We start from the raw sequence: 17,599 nt of genomic DNA on the forward strand, positions 1-17,599 counted from the left end.
CTACCGACAGGGGCGGTGCTGCGCCCGCTGTTCGGGCGGGAGCTTCGCGTAGTATTTCTCGAAGGCGGCCGGCGACAGCGCCGGGTCGATATTGACCAGCGTGCCTTGGCGCAGCGCCGTCTCGATATGCCCCTGCTCGACGATGGCGAGGGCGAGGTCGGTGAACATGCCGTGCACGGGAACCTCCAGCCTGATATTGCCGAACTCATGGACCGCCCTGCCGCCGGCGGTGCTGCTCACGGCGCGGCCGCCGGCGGCATCGAAGAGCCGCGCCCATTCCCGCTTGTCGGCGCGGAAATTCACGTTGCCCTCGCGCCCCTGCCCGATATGCTCGCGGAAGCGAGCCAGGCTCAGCCCCTCCTTGTTGGTGCTGCCGACATAGACCAGGCGCCAGACGCCGTTCTCGCGAATCGAGATATGGTAGATCTCGCCCAGATGCTCCCTGGTGCTGCCGAAGTCGCGTGGCGGCTCGTCAGCATCACCGTTATGCACCAGCAGGCCCGCGGCGCCGACCAGGAAATTGTGGTGCGGCGCCACCTCCAGGTTGCAGGTGCGGATGACGCAGGGCAGCAGCCGCACCGCCTCCACCGGCACCGCCGCCGCGCCGGGCACGGCGAGCAGCGCGCCGGGATGCAGCAGCCGGGCCGGGCACCAGGCGCCATCGGCATGGAAGCGGTGGCTGCGCGTCGCCAGCAGCGTCTCCCGTGATGTGCGTATCTCGACCAGCCAGTCCGTCCAGCCCTCCAGCCGGCGGGTGACGCGGGCGGGCACCCGCGCGCCCGCGCCATCCACGGCCCAGACGCCATCGCCCGGTTGCAGGCTGGCGATCGCCACCGGGCCCGAAGGTGTCGCCACCGGCGTCCCGGGCGGGAAGCACACCGCGTCGGCACCTCGGCGGATGGAATCGTAATTCAGCGCGTCGTTCAACTGCGCCAGCGTCTTCGCCCGGTCGGGCAGCGCATTGAAGTCGCGCTGCACGCCCTCGATGGTCCGGTCCAGCTTGTCGAGGAAGCCCCGCCGCGTCTCGATCTGCTGGCGTGCGCGGGCGATGCTGTCCAGCTCCGCCTGCACCCTGCCGCCCTTGCCGGGCGGTGCCCCGGCCAGCGCCTCCTGCAAGGCGGCCGGCAGGACGCGGCTGTCGCCCTCGATGAAATGCCGCTTCAGCGTCGGCAGGTCGAGGCGGCCGCCCAGCAGGCTCTGCAATTGGCGCAGCGCCATCTCGATCGTGCCGGACTGGTGCCTGATGCTGTCCATGTGGCGCGACCGCGAGGCGGCGAGGTCGGAGAGCCGCATCTGCAATTCCAGCGCCCGCCGGTTCACCTCCTGCGCCGTTGCCACCTCCGGCGCGACCTCCCCTGCCGCGCCTTCAGCCGGCCTCTTCGGCGCCTCGGCCGCGATGAAGCCGCGCGGTTCGGCCTGGATTTCGCCGCTCAGGATGCGGCGGGCATGTTCCTGCTGCGCCAGCAGGCCGCGGATCTCATTCTCGATCACCGCGGCCCGGCGCGGATTCTCGGCCGCCGCGACATAGCGCCGCGCCCGCTCCTCGATGATCGGGCCGAGCTTGCGCACCTCCTCCGCCGCCTCGAAGCGGGCGCGCTCGCGCGGGCTCACCACGTCGATGCCGAGGCGTCGCGCGAAACCGGCCAGGGCCTGGCGCGCCTCGCCGACCCGCCCGGTCCAGCGGCGCACCCGCTCGATGGTGCCGGCATGCAGCGCGATGTCGATCGGCCGCGCGGCGGGGCCGACCACCACCTCGACGCCCAGGATCGGCCCGTCGCCGGGCGGGAAGGGCACAACGCGAACGGTGTCGCCCTCCAGGGTGATATCGCGGCGGATCGGCACCTCGCGCAGATGGGGCGGCAGCGCGCCCTCCAGCGTCATGCCGCCGGTGCGGGCGATGACGCGGTCCCGCAACTCGCCGAGCAGCGGCCGCACCGCGGCGGGGGAGGCGCCGTCGCGCAGCAGGATCACCGCCTGGCCATCGCGGACGATCATCTTCGCGCCACCCTCGGCGCCGCCGGTCAGCCGGTGGAATTCCGCGTCCGGCACTGGCAGGATCGGCACATCGGCATAGTCGCCGCGCTCGTGCCGCGGCAGTTCGGCCAGCAATTCGCGGCGGGCGGCGCGGGCGCGCTCCCGCAGGGCGGCATCGGCATGGCTGCCCGCCACCAGCTCCGCCTGGCGCTGGCCGTAGAATTCCCGGTAGGTGCCCGAGGGGTTGCGTTCCCGCCAGGCGCGGAAATCAGCCAGGCGGTCCTCCGGCCGGCCCATGCGCCCCAGAACGTCCTCCGTCCGCAGCGGCGCCTCCGGCAGCGGCTTGCGGAAGGCGCCGAAGACCCGGCCGAGCACGCTGCTCCCCACATGCTGCGCGGCGGCGAAGCCGATGCCGGAGGCGACGCTCTGGAAGGTGCCGTGCAGGGTGTTCTGCAGCACCATCATCGGCCCGCCGCCCTGCTGCCGCCAGGCGCGCTCGTCCAGGATGGCGCCGGTGAAGGAACTGGGCAGCGCCTGCACGCCCTGCTCCAGCAGATGCGCCGCGCCGCGGGCGGCGAGGCGCTGATAGAGCGGCCGGGTCTCGGCCGCCAGCCCCGCCAGCACGGCCCTTCCCTCCACCGCCCGCGCCAGCGGCCCGGCGGTGCCGAGCCGGCCGAGGAAGCCCGCCACCCGCGCCTGGCCCCGCGCCGCCAGCCGGCCGACGCTGCCCATGCGCGACAGCCCGCGGAACAAGGCCGATTTCCCGACCGGCGTGATGCCGCGTCCCACGCCGCCGAGCAGCGCCCGGCCGAGCCCCGCGGTCGCCACCGAGACCAGCGCATCCACCGCGCCGACGGCGAGGTCGGTGCCGATCTCCTCCGCGCCATAGGCGCCGCCCTTGATGAGCGCCTTGGTGGCCATCGCCGCCGCGGTTGCCGTGAGCGAGCCGATCAGCGCCGCGGCGACCATGGCGGAACCGCCGCCGGTGAAGGGCGAGAGCAGGGCGCCGACGATCACCGCGGCGGCGATCGCGGCGACGGTGGAGAGCAGGTCCGCGACCGCATCCACCTCGGTGCGCTGCAGCTCGATCGCCGCCATGGTGCGCTCGACGCGGATGTCGAAGCTGGCGCCCACCGCGCTGCGCTGCTCGCGCGACAGCTTCGGGTTGCGGAGCTGCTTCAGGTTGCCTTCGAGCAATTCCAGCTCGGCCTTGGCGGCGGCCGTCTCGTGGCGGGTCAGGTAGGCGCCGGCCCCAGCCTCGCTCCGCCGGTCGCTTTCGTAGCGGCGCCGCGCCTGGTCCACCAGCTCGGCCGCGGTCTGGGGCGTGCCGTGCTCGGCCATGTCCACCAGGTCGGCTTCCTCGCGGCCGCTGGTGTCGCCGCGAATCGCGTCGATCAGGCTCTCGCCGTCATGGTCCCGCCGCCAATCCGCGTCGGCCTGTTCGATCTCCTGCTTGGTCATGCTGGAGAGCGTGCCGCGCAGCTCCGGCATGTCGGTGCCGAGACCCTCGATGGAGAAGCGCAGCCGCTGATAGGGGGTGAGGATGCCATCCTGCGCGACGCGGGCGCGGGCCTCGCGCCGCGCGGTCCCGCTCATATTCGCCTCGATCATGGTGCTGAGCGACCGGCCGCTCGCCGCCTGATAGAGGGTGCCGAGCCGCTGCATGCGCTCGCGCGTCCGCGCATCCGCCTGCTGCGCCATCTCCCGCGCCGCCTCGCGTTCCAGCCGCATGCGGGTATTGACCCGGTCCTCCTCGGTGGCGAAGGCGGTCTTCGGGTCGCGGTCGAGCCGGTCCAGGCGGTCCGCGGTGCGGGCCGAGAGCACCGGGCCGAGGTCGCGCTGCACCTCGGCCAGGCTGCGGGCGTTCTGGTCGCGGAAGACGTTGTTGATCGCCGCGTCCTCGGCCCAGAGGCCCGCATCCTCCAGCCGCAGCCGCGCCACATCCGCCGCCGCCAGGTCGTTGCTGGCGATGGCGTTCAGGAATTCCGCCGAGGGGCCGCCGGCCTGGGCGAAGGCGGCGCGCAGCGCGCCGCCCTGCTGCGGGCCTCCCTGTTGCGATGCTGCGCCGGGCTCGCGCTGCGCCCAGGGCGCATTGGCGAATTTCTGGTCGAAGACCTTCTCCGTCTCGCTGTAGCGGAGCGCGACCTCGGCCTCGACCTGCTCGGTGACCCAGCCTTTCGGTCCGGCCTCCTGCTCCACCTCGCGCCGGATGCGGGCATAGGTGGTCTGGGCGCGGCTGCGGTCGAAACCGTAATAGACCTCGCCGCCACCGCCGCCCTCGGGGTCCGAGGGGGTGGTATGCGTCTCCACCGCCGCCGCCAGTTCCAGCGCGGTGGCCCCCTGCCGGTCGCCCTCCGCCAGCGCCAGAGAGACGTCCTTGTCCCCGCTCGGCATCCACTCGCCGCGGATCGCGGCCTCCAGGCTCTCGCCGAAGCGCTCCTGGTAGCGCGCCAGGACCCGCATCCGCTGGTCCTCGGTGAGCGAGCGCAGGATGGTGTTGATCGCCTCCTTGTCGGTGCCGAGGCCGCTGACCGCGGAGCGCAGGCTGCCCACCGCGCCTTCCACGACATTGCCGCGCAGCAGGTCGTTGGCGGCTTCCATCTCCTCGTCGTTGAGGTCGTCCTCCAGCGCCTCCTGCAAGCTCTCGCCATGGCTCGCCTGGTACTGAATGCGCAGCGCCTTGACGGCGAGGGGCGAGAGGCCGCGCAGCGCCTCCAGCACCCGCGCCTCGTCGGTGCCGGGGCCCCGGACTCCCGCGCGCACCTCCTCGGCGGCATGCACGACATCCCAGTCCGGCTGCGCCGCGCGGAGCAGGATGGTGAGGGCCGGCATCGATTCCCGCACATCCGGCAGCGCCATCACCTTGGCCTGCAGCCGCGGTTCCATCGCGGTCTGCTGCGCCGCCCGCACCCGCTCCCGCATCCCGGCGGCGAGGCCGCCCGCGATATCGGGGGCGCCGCCGCCGGCAGTGCCGAGTACGCCGGTGACGACCGCCTGCGCCTCGCGGTCCAGCGAGGCGACATAGTCGCGCGCCTGCTGCTGCTGCCCGGCCTGCTGCAAGGCCGCCAGCTTCTGCAGGGAGGCGAGATCCTGCGCCAGCGCCAGCCGCACCGTCTGGCCCTGCGCGCCCTCCCAGGCGCGGGCGCGGGCGGCGGTATCCGTGGACCATTCGGTGAGCTGCCGGTCGAGATCGGTCCACCAGGTCTCGTTCGCGGTGCTCTGCCGCCCCGCCCAGTCGCGCAGCGCGGCGAAGGCGGCGCCGCCGGCCTCGTCCAGCTCACGCCGGAAGCCCTGCACGGCGGTGCGGGCCTCGCCGGCCAGGCGGTCGCGCTCGGCATTCAGCGCGATCACCGCCGTATCGGCCCAGCGGCGGACCAGGCCGGCGCGCGGCAGGCCGCCGAGGCCGAGCGGGCGCAGCGCCAGCTCGTCGCGCGTCTGGGCCAGGCGATAGGCGGTGCCCTGCCGGCGCGCGGCCTCGGCCAGGGCGCGTTCGCGGTTGCGCAATTGCGCATCGAACCGGGCATAGGCTTCGGCCACCTTGCCGCGGATGTCGCCGAGGCTGCGCTCCACCCGCTCGCGCACCGTGGGCCGGCCGCGGCGGCGGCTGGCGGCGGCGCGGTCCGCCGCGGCGGCGGTTTGCGCGGCATTGGCGGTCGCCTGGGCCTGCGCCGTGCTGCGGGCCGCGACGGTGGTGGCGCTGGCATCGGCCTGCGCGGCAACCAGGGTGATGGCGCCGGAGGCCGCCTCCCGCTGCGCCTGGAGGCTGGCCCGCCGCTCGGTGATCGCGGTGTCGATCTCGGCCTGCGCGAGGCCGAGGCTTTCGGCCAGCAGCCGCGTCTGCTCGCGGATGGCGGCGGCGACCTCCGGCTTGAGGTCGGTGTCGTTCAGCGGGCTGTCGGGCAGCGACCAGGCCTGTTGCAGCTTGCCGCCGGGATAGGCCGAATGCATCTCGCGGATGCTGTGCAGCACGGTGGCGGCCTCGCCCTCCGGGTCGCCGGCCAATTGGCCCACCACCTGGGCGAAGAGGGCGCGCTGCTCGGGGGTCAGCGTCGCGCCGGCGATCGGCTCGTCCTGCACCGGCACGGAGGTCGGCACCGGCGCCGTGGGAATGGCGGCCTCGGGCGCCGGCGCGGTGGCGGCCTGCCCCTGGGTGAGGCCGCGCCGGATCTCCTTGAGCCGCGCCGTCTCCTCCGGGTCGAGCTCGCGCTGGTCGATGGCCGCATCGCCGAGCCGCACCAGGCGGAGTTGCTCCTCGGTCAGCACCGGGCCGCTGACATCGGGCAGGGTGCCTTCCGGGCTGCGCTGCACCGGCGGCAGGCTGACCGGCGGCAGGTCACGCAGCGTCTTCTCCTGCAGCGCCTTCATCGCCTCCGGGATCGGGCCGGGGTCCTCGCGCGGTGGGGCGCGGCCGGGGCGGGGCGCGCGGCCGGCGAGGCGGCCCGGCGGCTGGCGCGCGGCCGCCACGCGGGCGGCACCGCGCGCCTCGATTCCCTCCCGCGCGGCGTCGAGCGGGGCGCGGGCGGCGGCGCCGGGCAGGCCGGGGGCGGAAAGCCGGGCGGCCGCGGCGGCGGCCGCGGCGCGGATCTCGGCTGGGCCGAGCACCCGGCCATCGGGCCGCGCCTCGATCAGGGCCGGCTGTGGCGCGGCGCGGGGCGGCGCGGCGCCGGGCGTGGCGGTGGCGGCTTCGGCGGCCTGGGGCGGGGTGGGCCGCGCCTCGGGTGCGGCCCCGGGGGTGGCCTCGGCTTCCACCCCGGTTTCGGTCGCGGGTGGCAGCGGCGGTGGGGCCGTGGTGGGATAGGCGGGGCCGGGCGGCGCGGCCGGCCCCGGCGCTGCGCGGGAGGCCGCCAGGGCCTGGTTGCCGGCCAGGGCCTGCACCCTTTGCAGGGCCGCGACCCGCCCCGGCCCGGCCCCTGCATCGGTATCCGCCAGCGCCCAGAGCGGGCCGTGCCGCTCCGCCACCGGAGCCGGCGCCTCGATCACCGCGCCCGGTGCCGCCGGGGACGGTTCGCGCGGTGCCTTCATGCCGCCCTTCCGCCGGGCGGCGCCCCGCTTGCCAGCACCGCGTAGAGCGGGCCGAATTCAGCCCGGCTCGGCAGCCGGCCGAGCTTACGCACCTCCCGCGCCACCGCCCGCACCGCATCCGGCATGGTGATGGCGCGGTCCTCGGCCGCCGCGCGATGCGCCGCCCCGAGCGCGGCGTTGCGGATATTGCCGCCGGTGATCTCGAAGCTGCGCGCCAGCAGGCCGAGATCGAGGTCCGGTGCCAGCGGCGCGGCGCCGGGGAAGGCGCGGCGCCAGAGCTCCGCCCGCATCGCCTCGTCCGGCATGGGGAAGTGCACGGCATAGGCGATGCGGCGCAGGAAAGCCTGGTCGATATGGCCGCCGAGATTGGTGGTGAGGATCACCAGCCCGTCGAAACACTCGATGCGTTGCAGCAGGAAGGCGACTTCCTGGTTGGCATAGCGGTCGCGTGCGTCCTTCACCTCGGCGCGCTTGCCGAAGAGCGCATCGGCCTCGTCGAAGAGCAGCGCGGCGCCGATCGCCTCCGCCTCGCGCAATACCTGGTCGAGCTGCTTCTCGGTTTCGCCGATGTATTTGCTGACCACCGCCGAGAGGTCGATGCGGTGCAGCGGCAGCCCGGCGCGGCGGGCGACCAGCCCGGCCGCCATGGTCTTGCCGGTGCCGCTCGGCCCGGCAAACAGCGCCACCAGCGCCGGCGGCCGGCCGGCCGGGCCGAAGCCCCAGCCGGTGAGGCGGGCGCCCTGGGTGGTGGCGGCCACCAGCAGTTCCAACTCCTCCCGCTGGTCGTTCGGCAGCACCAGGTCGTCCCAGCCATGCGGCACCGCCACGGGCTGCGCCAGCCGGGCGAGGGCGGGGCCGGCGCTGCGTCGCGCCGCCTCGGCCAGCGGCGCCGGTTCCGCGGGCGGCCAGGCACCGGGCGGGGCGAGGCGGCGGGCGCGGGCGATGGCGGCGGCGATGCCGAGCGGCCCGAGCCGCGTCTGCCGTGCCAGCGGGGCGGCGAGCGCGGTAGCGCCCTCCCCAGCCAGCGCGGCCCGCCACCAGCCCTGCCGCGCCGCCTCGTCCGGCACGGGCAGCGCGACCTCGGCCAGTGCAACGCCGGGCGGCAGGCAGCCGGGGTCCGGCGCCAGCGCGGCGGCGAGGAAGACCGGCCGGCCCGGCCGCGCCGCGGCCTGGAGCAACCGGCGCAGGCGGGCGACTTCCATCCCGTCCGGCAAGGCGAGGAAGACTGCCGCATCGGCCAGCCGCAGCGCGCGCCCGACCAGCGCGGCGAGCGTGGCGTCATCGCAGGCGGCAGCCTCGGGATGGGTGGGGTCGAGCGCCAGCAACGGGTGGCCGGCGGCTTCGGCCTGGCGCTGTGCCAGCAGGGCCTGGCCGGCATCTGCTTGGCCGCAAAGCGCGGCGACGACCGGCTGCGCCCCGGCCTCGGCGCAGTGCCGGGCGAGCATCGCGGCGGGGCCATCCAGCGCCTCCCCCGCCAGTTCCGGCAGCGGTCGCAGCGCGCCGGAAAGGGCGGTGTCCTCGCCGCCCAGCAGCAGCGCCAGCAGGGCGGGGTCGGCGAGCAGCGGCGTGCCCGGCCGTGCATCCTCGCGGAATTCGGGCGGCGGCGGGGCCAGTAGGCGGAAGGCGCGCAGCGGCGCCCCCGGCCCCAGCGCGGCGAGGCCGGCGGCGCGCAGTTCGGGGCTCGGCGCCACAAGGTCCAGCACCAGCCCGATGCCGGGCTGCCGCGCCGCCGCGTCGTTCTGCGCATAGGCGAAGAGCGTGGCGAAGCGGCTGTCGAAAGCCGCTGCGGCGGCGGCGAGCAGGGCAGTGGCGGCGGCCTCCTCCAGGCCGAAGCGGCGGATCAGACGGGGCAGGGGCAGATCGGGCTCGGCCAGGTCGCGCTGCCGCAGCGCCGCCTCCCGGGTGGCCAAGCGGGCCGCCAGCGCGGCGGCGCGTTCGGCCCAGGCGCCTGCGGGCGCGGGATCCTCCAGCGCCGCATCGGCCTCCGCCTCGGCGACATAGAGGCCGCGGAAGGGGTCCTCGTTGAAGCGGCCGGTGGCGCGCAGCAGGGCCACATGCCGGGCCAGCCGCAGCCGGAGCAGCGCCAGCCGGTCCATGAGGTCGGCAAGGGGGGCCGTCGGCATGGCCGCTCAGCCTTCGGCGAAGCCAAGGACAACCTCCGCCCCGCCCGGCAGCCCATAGGCGGCCGGGACGATCCCGGCCATGCGAAGCTGCGGGGCGAGCGGCGGCGGGTCGAGGCGGACCAGGAGCCGCGGCCCGTCCCGGCCCTCAGCTTGGCGCAGCGTGGCCGTTTCCGGCAGCATATTGGCGCGCAGCCAGTCCAGCCCGGCATGGCCGAAGCCGGGCAGGCGCCGGGCGAAGCGCCGCACCACATGCTGGCCGAGCACCGCCCAGGCCAGCGCGGTTGCCGCATCCGGCGCGCCAGGGGGCACCAGCGCCGCCGCATCCCGCGCCAGCCGGCCGGGCAGCCGAGCGAGCGGCGGCAGCGTGGTGGGTATGTCAGCGCCGCCCAGCAGCCAGACACGCCCATCCCCGGCCGGTTGGGTCGCCCCGCCGAGTGCGGCGGCATCCGCCATGCCGAGCAGCAACGGCAGCCCCGGCACCCCGGGCATCGGCTGGCCGCTGAGGCGGAGCCAGGTCGCGGTGGCCGCATCGGCCAGCAGCCAGTGCGGCGGCTCGCCCGGCAAAGCCTCCAGCACCAGCGCGGCCGGGTTGGGCGGCGGCCAGGTTTCCGCCTGCAAGGCCTCCAGCAGGGTGGCGGGCGTGAGGCGCGCGGGCGGCACCGGGCCGGGATCTTCCGCCAGGTCCAGCAGCATGCGGATGCTGGGGTCGGCCAGGGGATCGGCGCCAGGACCGGCCAGCGTTCGGGCGAGGGCCGCGGCGCCTGCCTCGGCCCCGCCGGCCAGGCGGGCCGCGTGGCCCAGCGCGCCGGTCTCCAGCGCATCGCGCCAGAGCAGGAAGAGCGGCGCATGCCAGGTGGTGCCGATCCAGCCCTCCACGGGCGACGCGGCAGCGGCGACGGCTGTGCCAGCCACCGCGCCGGACGGGCGCGCTGCGGACCGGTTGCGCGCCGCCTCCGCCGGAGGCGGGTCGGCGCCGCGGCGTGGCAGGGGTGGGGCCGGTGCCGCCGGCGCGAAATCCGCCCGGATGGTGGCAGCCAGCGCCCCAGCCTCGGCACCGGGCGCGGCGGCCCGCGCCAGAGCCAGCGCGAGCAGGGGGCCACGCAGCGGATCGGCGGCGAGGTCCGGCGGCAGCGCCGCGCGCGCCTCCGTCACCACCGCGCGCAAGGCCAGGGGCGGGGCGGGCGTCGCAGGCAGGGCGGGCGCCACCCCCCCAGGCCAGCGCGATGCGTGCCGCTGCCGCGGGTTCGATCCGGCGCAGGATGCGTGCCGCCATTGCCGGCCCGGTGGCGGCGAGGGCGGGCGGTCCCTCCGCCCCCGCCGCCTCCAGCAGCCGGGCGAGGGCCGCCGGCACCGGGCGGGCGGCGGCCTGGCGATGTGCCCCGTGGTGCCACAGCGCGCCCCGGCCGGCGATGACATCGGTCAGCACCTGCGCACGATGCGTGGCGCCATCCCGGATGCGGAGGATGCCGGGCCCCTCCTCACGAAGCGCACGGGCGATCGCCTCGGCGATGGCGGCGGCGAGGCGGGCGGCGATGCGCGCGGGGTCCCAGCGCGCCAGCACGGCGATATCGACCGAGAGCGAGCGGATCAGCAGCACGCCATCGCCCGGCGGCAGCACCGCTTCCAAGGCCTGGGCCAGATGCGGCGCCAGCAGACGCTCCGCCGCCTCCCGCAACTCCCCGGCCAGGCCGGGGCGCGGCGGCCGGCTGCGCGGCGCGCGGGCCGCGAGCGCCAGCCGGGCGATCGTCACCTGGCCGGGCATGAGGTGCTGGCCCTATTCCGGCGGCCGCGGCGGGCCGAGTTCCGCCTGCAGCACCTCGATCGCGCCCGCGATGCGCAGCATGGTGTCGCGCAGCGCCCGCCCCTCCTCCTCCAGCGCCATCAGCCGCCGCTCGCCGAGCGCGAATTCGGTGCGCAGGGTGCCGAGCCGCGCGGCGAGCCGCTGTTCCAGCGCCGCCGCCGGCAACTCGGCCAGGTGGTCCATGGGCAGGTCCATGCCTCCCTCCCTCACGCGGTGAAGATGGCGATCCAACTGAAGCGGTTCAGCATGCCGTCGGTGTCGTCCACCTGCCAGCGCACCTGGAAGCGGGCGCGGTTTGCTGCCAGGCGTTGCGGGACGCCCTCCGGCTGCACCCGCCAGCGGGCGCCGGTCGCGGTGCTGACATTGGAGATCTCGGCCAGCGCCACCATGAGGCTGACATTGCCGTAGCTGCCGAGCGCGCTGGTCACGTCGAAGACATGCAGGCCCGTGCTGGTGGTATTGCCGGGGCCGGGCGTCACGTTCAAGGTGATCACGCCGGTCTGCACGTCCACCAGCGGGATGCGTTGGCCGCCGGCGAGGACATCGCCGCTCGCCCCGATATCCCCGGCCACCGTCAGCCCCGTGGCATCAAGGCGCATCGCCCTGAGGCCGCCGCCTGCATCGCCGCGCGCATTGCTATGGGCGCCGCCGCGGAACCAGCAGAAATCCGCGCCGCTGCGCTGATAAAGGGTGAAGTCCTGCACGCCGGTGCCATAGGCATCGCCCCAGAGATTCAGCATCTGCTGGGTCTGGGTGCCGAAGGAAAGCCGACCCTCGCGGTCGAGCAGCAGCAACTGCGTGCCGCCGGCGCCCGGCTGGCCCTGCGCATCCACATGCGTGCCGCCGCGATGCCAGGCGAAATCGAAATCCGAACGGAAATAGAGCGTCGATGCCTGCACGCCGATGCCATAGCCCTCGCGCCAGAGATTCAGCATCTGCCGTGTCGTGGCGCCGAAGAGCAGCCGGCCGAGGCTGTCGAGCCGCAGCAGCACGCTGCCGCCGGCCCCAGGCTCCCCCCGCATCGTCCTGATGCGCGCCGCCGCGATACCAGTAGAGGTCGCCCGCCGTGCGCATATAGGCGGCGCCGTTCTGCACGCCGATGCCATGGGCGCCGTCCTGCGCATCGTTCTCCAGGCTGAGGTCGATCGCCTGGCGGCGCGTGGCGCCGGAGAAGCGCAGCTTGCCATCCGGCACATCCACCTTGCGGTCGGCCCGCACTGCCAGCGCCGGCTTCACGCTGGCATCCGCCCCGGCGCCCACCGAAAAGCGGGTGGTCTTCGCCGCCGGATCGTCGCCGATATGCAGGTGCAGCTCGGCGCTGATGCCCTCCGCGGGCGCCGGGCGGCGTTGCAGCCAGAGCGGCGCATTCTCATCGGCGCCGAGCACCGTGCGGGCCCGCAGCTTGCCGCCATGCAGTTCCACATCCTGCTTCGCGACGATGCGGCCCTGGACGGTGAGACGCCCCTCCAGGGTGGCGAAATCCTGCGCATCCGCATCCGCGAAGGGCCGGCGCGGGGCGAGGCGGAGGCCACCGGATTCGCTCAGCAGCGCGGCGCCGGTGAAGCCGGCCCAGATGCGGCCTTCGGTGAGGTCGGCGGGCGCCGCGACCGGGCGGAATTCTCCCGGCGCCGCCATCCCAGCGGACGCTGCCGAGCCGCAGCAGCCAGGTGCGGATCTCGTCCGGCGCCTCGAATTCCTGGGTCGCGGCCGAGCCGTCCGGCGGCAGTTGCGGCTGCTCCGGCCGGGCGGTGGCGGGCGGCGGCGGCACCGCCTCCTCGCCACCGATGATGACCGAGGCGCGGGCCAAATCCCACAGCACCGTGGATTGCGGCCCGGCGAAGAGCCGGAAGCCCTCATCGACCCGGGCGAAGGTCTCGGTGCCCTCGCAGATCATGCGTGCGGCCATGCCGTCGCGCAGTGCCGCCTCGGCGAAGCCGATCCAGACCTCGCGCTTCTGGTCGCCGGCCAGCGCGGCAAACAGCGCGGGGTCGAGCCGGGTAGGCGCCGGCACCAGCACCTCCCGCCCGAAGAGATCGACGGCGAGGCCGGGCATGACGATGACGTCGCGGAACTCGGCATCGCCCTCGCGCGGCAATTCCCACCAATTCGAGGCCGGTCACCACGCCCCAGAGATGCGGGCCGAGATTGTGCCGCCGCCGCCAATTGCGGTGATAGGCCTGCTCGGCGGTGAAATCGGCCGCGCCGAGCAATTGCCGCTGGAAATAATGCAGCCGCTGCGTGGTGCCGCTCATCGCTCGCCTCCCGGATCGAGCCGGGCCATACGGGCCCGCAGCGTGGCCAATTCGCTGCGCAGGCTGGCGACCTCATCCGCGGCTGGTGCCGGGGCCGATCTGGCCTCGGTGAGGCGCATGCCGACGACCTTGCCCTGATGGACCAGCAGCGTCGCCCCTCGCTCCCTGGCGCGCAGCATGGCGTCGAGCGTCGCGAGGCTTGCCGCTCCGGGGTCCGCCACTTCCTCGACCTTGGCCTCCACGCCGAGTGCCGCCAGCGCCGCCACCGCCTCCTGCGGTGCCTTGCCGAGTGGCGCGGCGACCGGCGGGCGGTCGATGACCGGGCGCAGGAACTCGCCGGCGAGCTTGCCGAGATCCAGCCCTTGCACCTCCCGCACCAGGCTGCGCGGCACGGCGAAGCCATCCGCGGCCAGCGCCGACCGCCAGGCGCCGGTCGCGTCGGTGGAACTGGCAAACTGGAACATCTCGGCCACTGGGGTGCAGCAGAGCGTGGCCAGCAGCTTCGAGACCAGCGGCACCACCGGCACCAGCGAGAGCCAGTGGAACAATGAGGGGAAGGCGCCGGCATAGCGGCGGCAGCTATGGTTGCAGATGCTGATGATGCGGTCGCCCTTGACCGTGACGCAGGCGATCGGCACGCGGTCGTCCAGCGGGTCTTCCGGGCAGCGCGGCAGCAGCGCGTCGCAGACGCAGTCGATCGTGGCCTGCAACCATACGCCGAACAGCCCCTCCGCCACCCGGCTGGCGCGCGCGGCATAGTTCGCCGGGCTCTCACCAGCCGCATTGGCGAGGCCGATCTGGGGTGGCTGCGGCACCGGCACCATGAGGTCGTCCAGCGAGCGCAGCATCTGGCAATGCACGGGGTCGTGGCGCATCAGGAAGTCGATCAGCGCCTGGCGCAGCCGGCACAGCGCGTCATGCATCGCCTGGGCGGTGACGCCAGGCTGCGGCGCGCCCGCGAAACCGGCCAGCGCCTTCGCATCGGCCTCGGTCAGCCGGTTCTCAAGGATGGCGATCGCCTCCTGGCCGCAGCCCAGGATGCGGCCGAGCAGGCTGTCCGCCGGGATCAGCCCGCCGGCGAAGCCCTGCGGCTTGTCGCCCTGCGGATCGCGGCGCCAGAGCGGCGCGCAGGGTTCCTTGCGCTCGACCACGCCGATCTCGAAGCATTCCACCAGGCGGCGTGGCGCGCAGCCCGGCAGGGCAAAGCCGAGCTTGCCGGCCGGGGCCGAGGAGAGCACGCCGGAGCCGGTGCCACTGCGGCCGCAGCCGCAGCCCGCGGCATTGCCGCCACCGCAGCGGCAGGGGCTCTGGCCGCAGCCGCAACCGCCGGGCGAGACTGTCTGGCGGGCCAGCGAAACCGTATGCGCGCTCTCCACCTCCTTGAAGCGGAGCGTGACGCACCAATGCGTCTCGACATCGCGGCAGCCCGGATCGGGGGCGGGGACGAAGGGGTCGCAATCGCCGAGCTTCGGGCGCCGCAGGTCGCGGCAGTCGCGGATCGCCTTCACCACATCGAAGCGCGTCGCCTCCGCCAGCACGATGTCGTTGCCGCAGGGGTCCAGCGCATAACCCGGCAGGATGCGCACCGAGCCCTCGCAATCATCGCAGACCACCTTCAGGCCGCAGACCACGCCCCAGCCATGCAGATGCCGGTTGTGCAGCCGCATCTTGGCCCGAACGAAAGCCTGTTCGCTCGACAGGTCCTCGGCCGAGAGCAGCGCGCCGGTGGCGTATTTCGGCGATTCGAATAATTGCAGCCCGCGGCAGACCGGGCAGCCGCAGCCCGATGCGACGGTGTGCCCGGCATTCATGCTTGCGCTCATCGCACCCTCACACCAGCTCGAACCAACTGACGAAGCGCCCACCCTCCAGGCCGTCGCCGGTGGGGCAACGGCGGCGCAGCAGCGGCGGTGGCGGGTCGCCGGTGTCGCGCGAGAGGCCGGGGGCGAAATGCTCGGCGTCGAGCGCCGGATGCACCTTGATCCGCTTGGCCGGGTCCAGCGGATCCGGCACCTCGATCTCGCGCTCGCCCAGGATGAAATTGCCCTCGATCACCACGCGGTAGACGCCGGCCGGCCAGGGCGCCCGGGCCGGCACCGTCTCTCGCCCGCGGCGGAACACCGGCAGGAAGCGGAGCCCGGTGACGGGGCCTTCATCCTGCATCCTGTCGTCGCGCATTTCCGGCACGCTGCCGCATTCGGCTTCCAGCATCAGCCCGGCGACCAGGCCATCCACCTGGCAGAAGCAGGTCTGGGTGAAGGGCAGTTGGTCGCCGACCTGCGCCCGGCCGAAGGTCACCTGCACGACATGCTGGCTCACCGTATCGGCCGCGAAGGTCTGCGCCAGCACCGCGTGGTCCTTGGCGAAGGCGACGAGCAACCCGTCGCGCATCATCCGCTGCGCGCGTGGGTCCGAGAGCTTGAGCTGCTCCGCATGCGGCCAATTCACTGCGACGATGTGCGGCAGGTCGAGCTTGGGCCAGCTTCCCGGATCGCCAGGGGCGCCAGGCTGGCCAGGTGCGCCAGGCTGACCCGGGGCACCAGGCTGGCCAGGGGCACCGGGTTCGCCAGGGGTACCGGGCTGACCGGGTGCGCCAGGCTGGCCAGGGGCGCCGGGCGGGCCGGGCGGGCCATCCTTGCCCGGCACGCCGCCCACCGCGTGGTCCATCACGCAGAGCAGCGCTTCCTGCAAGGCCGCGGTGCTGGCCAGTTCGCGCCGGCGCGGGCCGTGGTCGAGCCGCGCCGTGCCTACCGCATCCTCCCAGCGGTAATCCGCGATGGTGGCGAGCACCAACTCGTCCCCGGCGCCGCAGGAGGGGCAGATCGCGGGCGCGCGGAGATGCGCCCGGCAGTCATCCTCCGTTGCCTCCAGCACCGCGACGCCGCCGGTGGCCGGGGTTTCGCCGGCATAGGCGACGAGCAGCCTGGCGCCATCCGATTGCGCGACCAGCGCGCGCGGCTCCGCCCCGACCGGCAGCGCCGGGCCAACCGCATCCGGCGCCGTATCGGCGATGCGCGCAACGGAGGCCGCGCGGGCCGCGCCGGTGCCATCCGCCGCGCGCAGCAGCACGGCGAGCCACTGGCCCTCGGGCGAGAGCGCGACATCCACCGGCGCGCCGCCGAGGCCCGTCAGCGGCGTGCCCAGGGCCTTGGCCTGGTCCGCCGGCAGCGCCGCATCCGGGCTGGCCTCGATCAGCAGCACGGCCTCGGCCGCGCCATCCGCCACCGCGAGCAGATCGCGGCCGCCGCGCCGCGCCGCCGCCAGCGCCACCGGCCGCTCCGGGCCGCCGGCCCCGACCGGCAGCGTTACCACGGCGAGATCCGAGAGGCGGATGGCGGCGATCTCCGCTGCCCCAGTCGCCGCAGCATAGAGATGCGTCGCGGGCACCGGCAGCGCCAAGGGGCCGGGCGCATTCGCAACCGCCAGGGTAGCGGGCGCCGCCGGTGCTGCCGCCCCGGTGATGTCACTGGCCCAGATCCGCACCTCATCGGCGGCGGTGACGGCTGCGGCGAGCCGCCCATCCGGCAGCGCCAGCAGCCGCACCGTCTGCCCGGCGCCGCCGCCGACCGCCAGCGTATGCAGCGCCGCCGCCGCCGGATTGCCGGCCTCCAGCACGCGGACCTCCGGGTCGCCGCCGCCATTCGGCGCCAGCGTCAGAAACACATGCAGCCCATCCGTGGAGACTGCGAGATCGAGCGGCGTGAATCCAGCATCGGCAGTGGCGGCCAGGATCGCGCCGGTGGCGAGATCGGCCACCAGCAGGGTCGCGGCCGGATCGGCGGCCAGGATGAAGGCGCGGCCGGAGGGCTCGTGCAGCCGCACCCGCACGGCGCCCTGCGCGCCGATGGTGGATTGCCAGGCGAGCCGCGCCCCGGCATGCGGCGGGTCCGGTGGTGGACGGTCCAGCAGCAGGGCGAGTTCGAAGCCCTCCACCACCCGGCTCGGCAGGCAGGCTTCGCCGCCGGGCGCGCAGCCCTCGAAGAGCACGGGCACCGGCTCGGCCGGGCATTCGGCGTAGCGCAGTGCGATCTCGACCCGGTGCGTACCTGCATCCGGTGCCGCCGCCTTGCCATGCGCAGCCTGCCAGGTGGCGAGGAAGGCGGCGCGGAAGTCGAACAGCGTCGGCTGATCCACCCGCACCTCATGGCCGCAGCAGTCGAGCGCGCTGCCCGGCTCCACCACCACCCATTGCTTCCGGCAATCGGGATTGGGATGCTCCCGCACGCGCAGCCCGCAGACCACGCCCCAGCCATGCAGCAGCCGCGCGTGGCGGCGATGCTTGGTGAGCAGGTAGTCCTGCTCGGTCACCAGGTCGCTGGCGGTGACGATCTTGCCGTCGAACCAGGCATTGCGCGCGAAGGCATCCTGCTCGCAGGCGGGGCAGCCGATCCGTGCATCCAGCCTCATGTCATGCAGCATGCCCGTCC

At 74.6% G+C, this 17,599-nt stretch carries 8 protein-coding genes; all 8 read right to left on the reverse strand.

Going from position 1 to position 17,599, the window contains the following annotated elements; translation table 11 throughout:
- Entirely contained in the window at positions 1-6,996 is a 6,996-nt protein-coding gene (locus KSF81_RS06990; protein ID WP_217378360.1) for a polymorphic toxin-type HINT domain-containing protein, read from the reverse strand.
- Positions 6,993-9,119, reverse strand: coding sequence for an ATP-binding protein (locus KSF81_RS06995; protein ID WP_217378361.1), 2,127 nt, complete (start codon positions 9,117-9,119; stop codon positions 6,993-6,995). Before KSF81_RS06995 ends, KSF81_RS06990 begins: the two co-directional genes overlap by 4 nt.
- Positions 9,120-9,125: 6 nt before the next feature.
- A complete protein-coding gene (locus KSF81_RS07000) occupies positions 9,126-10,325 on the reverse strand; it encodes a hypothetical protein (protein ID WP_217378362.1) in 1,200 nt (399 codons plus the stop codon).
- Positions 10,326-10,893: 568 nt separating this feature from the next.
- On the reverse strand, positions 10,894-11,115 hold the full coding sequence (locus KSF81_RS07005; RefSeq protein WP_217378363.1) for a hypothetical protein: 222 nt from the start codon (positions 11,113-11,115) through the stop codon (positions 10,894-10,896).
- An 11-nt stretch (positions 11,116-11,126) separates the two neighbouring features.
- Positions 11,127-11,942, reverse strand: a complete 816-nt coding sequence (locus KSF81_RS07010) for a hypothetical protein (RefSeq protein ID WP_217378364.1) — start codon at positions 11,940-11,942, stop codon at positions 11,127-11,129.
- 347 nt (positions 11,943-12,289) lie between these two features.
- Positions 12,290-13,015 carry a hypothetical protein gene (locus KSF81_RS07015; protein WP_217378365.1) on the reverse strand — a complete coding sequence of 242 codons (726 nt, stop codon included), beginning with the start codon at positions 13,013-13,015 and terminating at the stop codon, positions 12,290-12,292.
- Positions 13,016-13,168: 153 nt separating this feature from the next.
- Positions 13,169-14,995 carry a hypothetical protein gene (locus tag KSF81_RS07020; protein WP_217378366.1) on the reverse strand — a complete coding sequence of 609 codons (1,827 nt, stop codon included), beginning with the start codon at positions 14,993-14,995 and terminating at the stop codon, positions 13,169-13,171.
- A gap of 7 nt (positions 14,996-15,002) precedes the next feature.
- Positions 15,003-17,591, reverse strand: coding sequence for a collagen-like protein (locus KSF81_RS07025; RefSeq protein WP_217378367.1), 2,589 nt, complete (start codon positions 17,589-17,591; stop codon positions 15,003-15,005).
- Positions 17,592-17,599 lie beyond the last annotated feature (8 nt).

The sequence above is a fragment of the Siccirubricoccus sp. G192 genome (assembly GCF_019084075.1).
Lineage (GTDB): Bacteria > Pseudomonadota > Alphaproteobacteria > Acetobacterales > Acetobacteraceae > G192.

Bases quoted from the DNA above. Each gene is read 5' to 3' on its own strand.
- KSF81_RS06990 (WP_217378360.1), bottom strand. From the start codon at position 6,996: ATGAAGGCACCGCGCGAACCGTCCCCGGCGGCACCGGGCGCGGTGATC.
- KSF81_RS07010 (WP_217378364.1), bottom strand. From the start codon at position 11,942: ATGCGGGGGGAGCCTGGGGCCGGCGGCAGCGTGCTGCTGCGGCTCGAC.
- KSF81_RS07020 (WP_217378366.1), bottom strand. From the start codon at position 14,995: ATGAGCGCAAGCATGAATGCCGGGCACACCGTCGCATCGGGCTGCGGC.
- KSF81_RS07005 (WP_217378363.1), bottom strand. From the start codon at position 11,115: ATGGACCTGCCCATGGACCACCTGGCCGAGTTGCCGGCGGCGGCGCTG.
- KSF81_RS07025 (WP_217378367.1), bottom strand. From the start codon at position 17,591: ATGCTGCATGACATGAGGCTGGATGCACGGATCGGCTGCCCCGCCTGC.
- KSF81_RS06995 (WP_217378361.1), bottom strand. From the start codon at position 9,119: ATGCCGACGGCCCCCCTTGCCGACCTCATGGACCGGCTGGCGCTGCTC.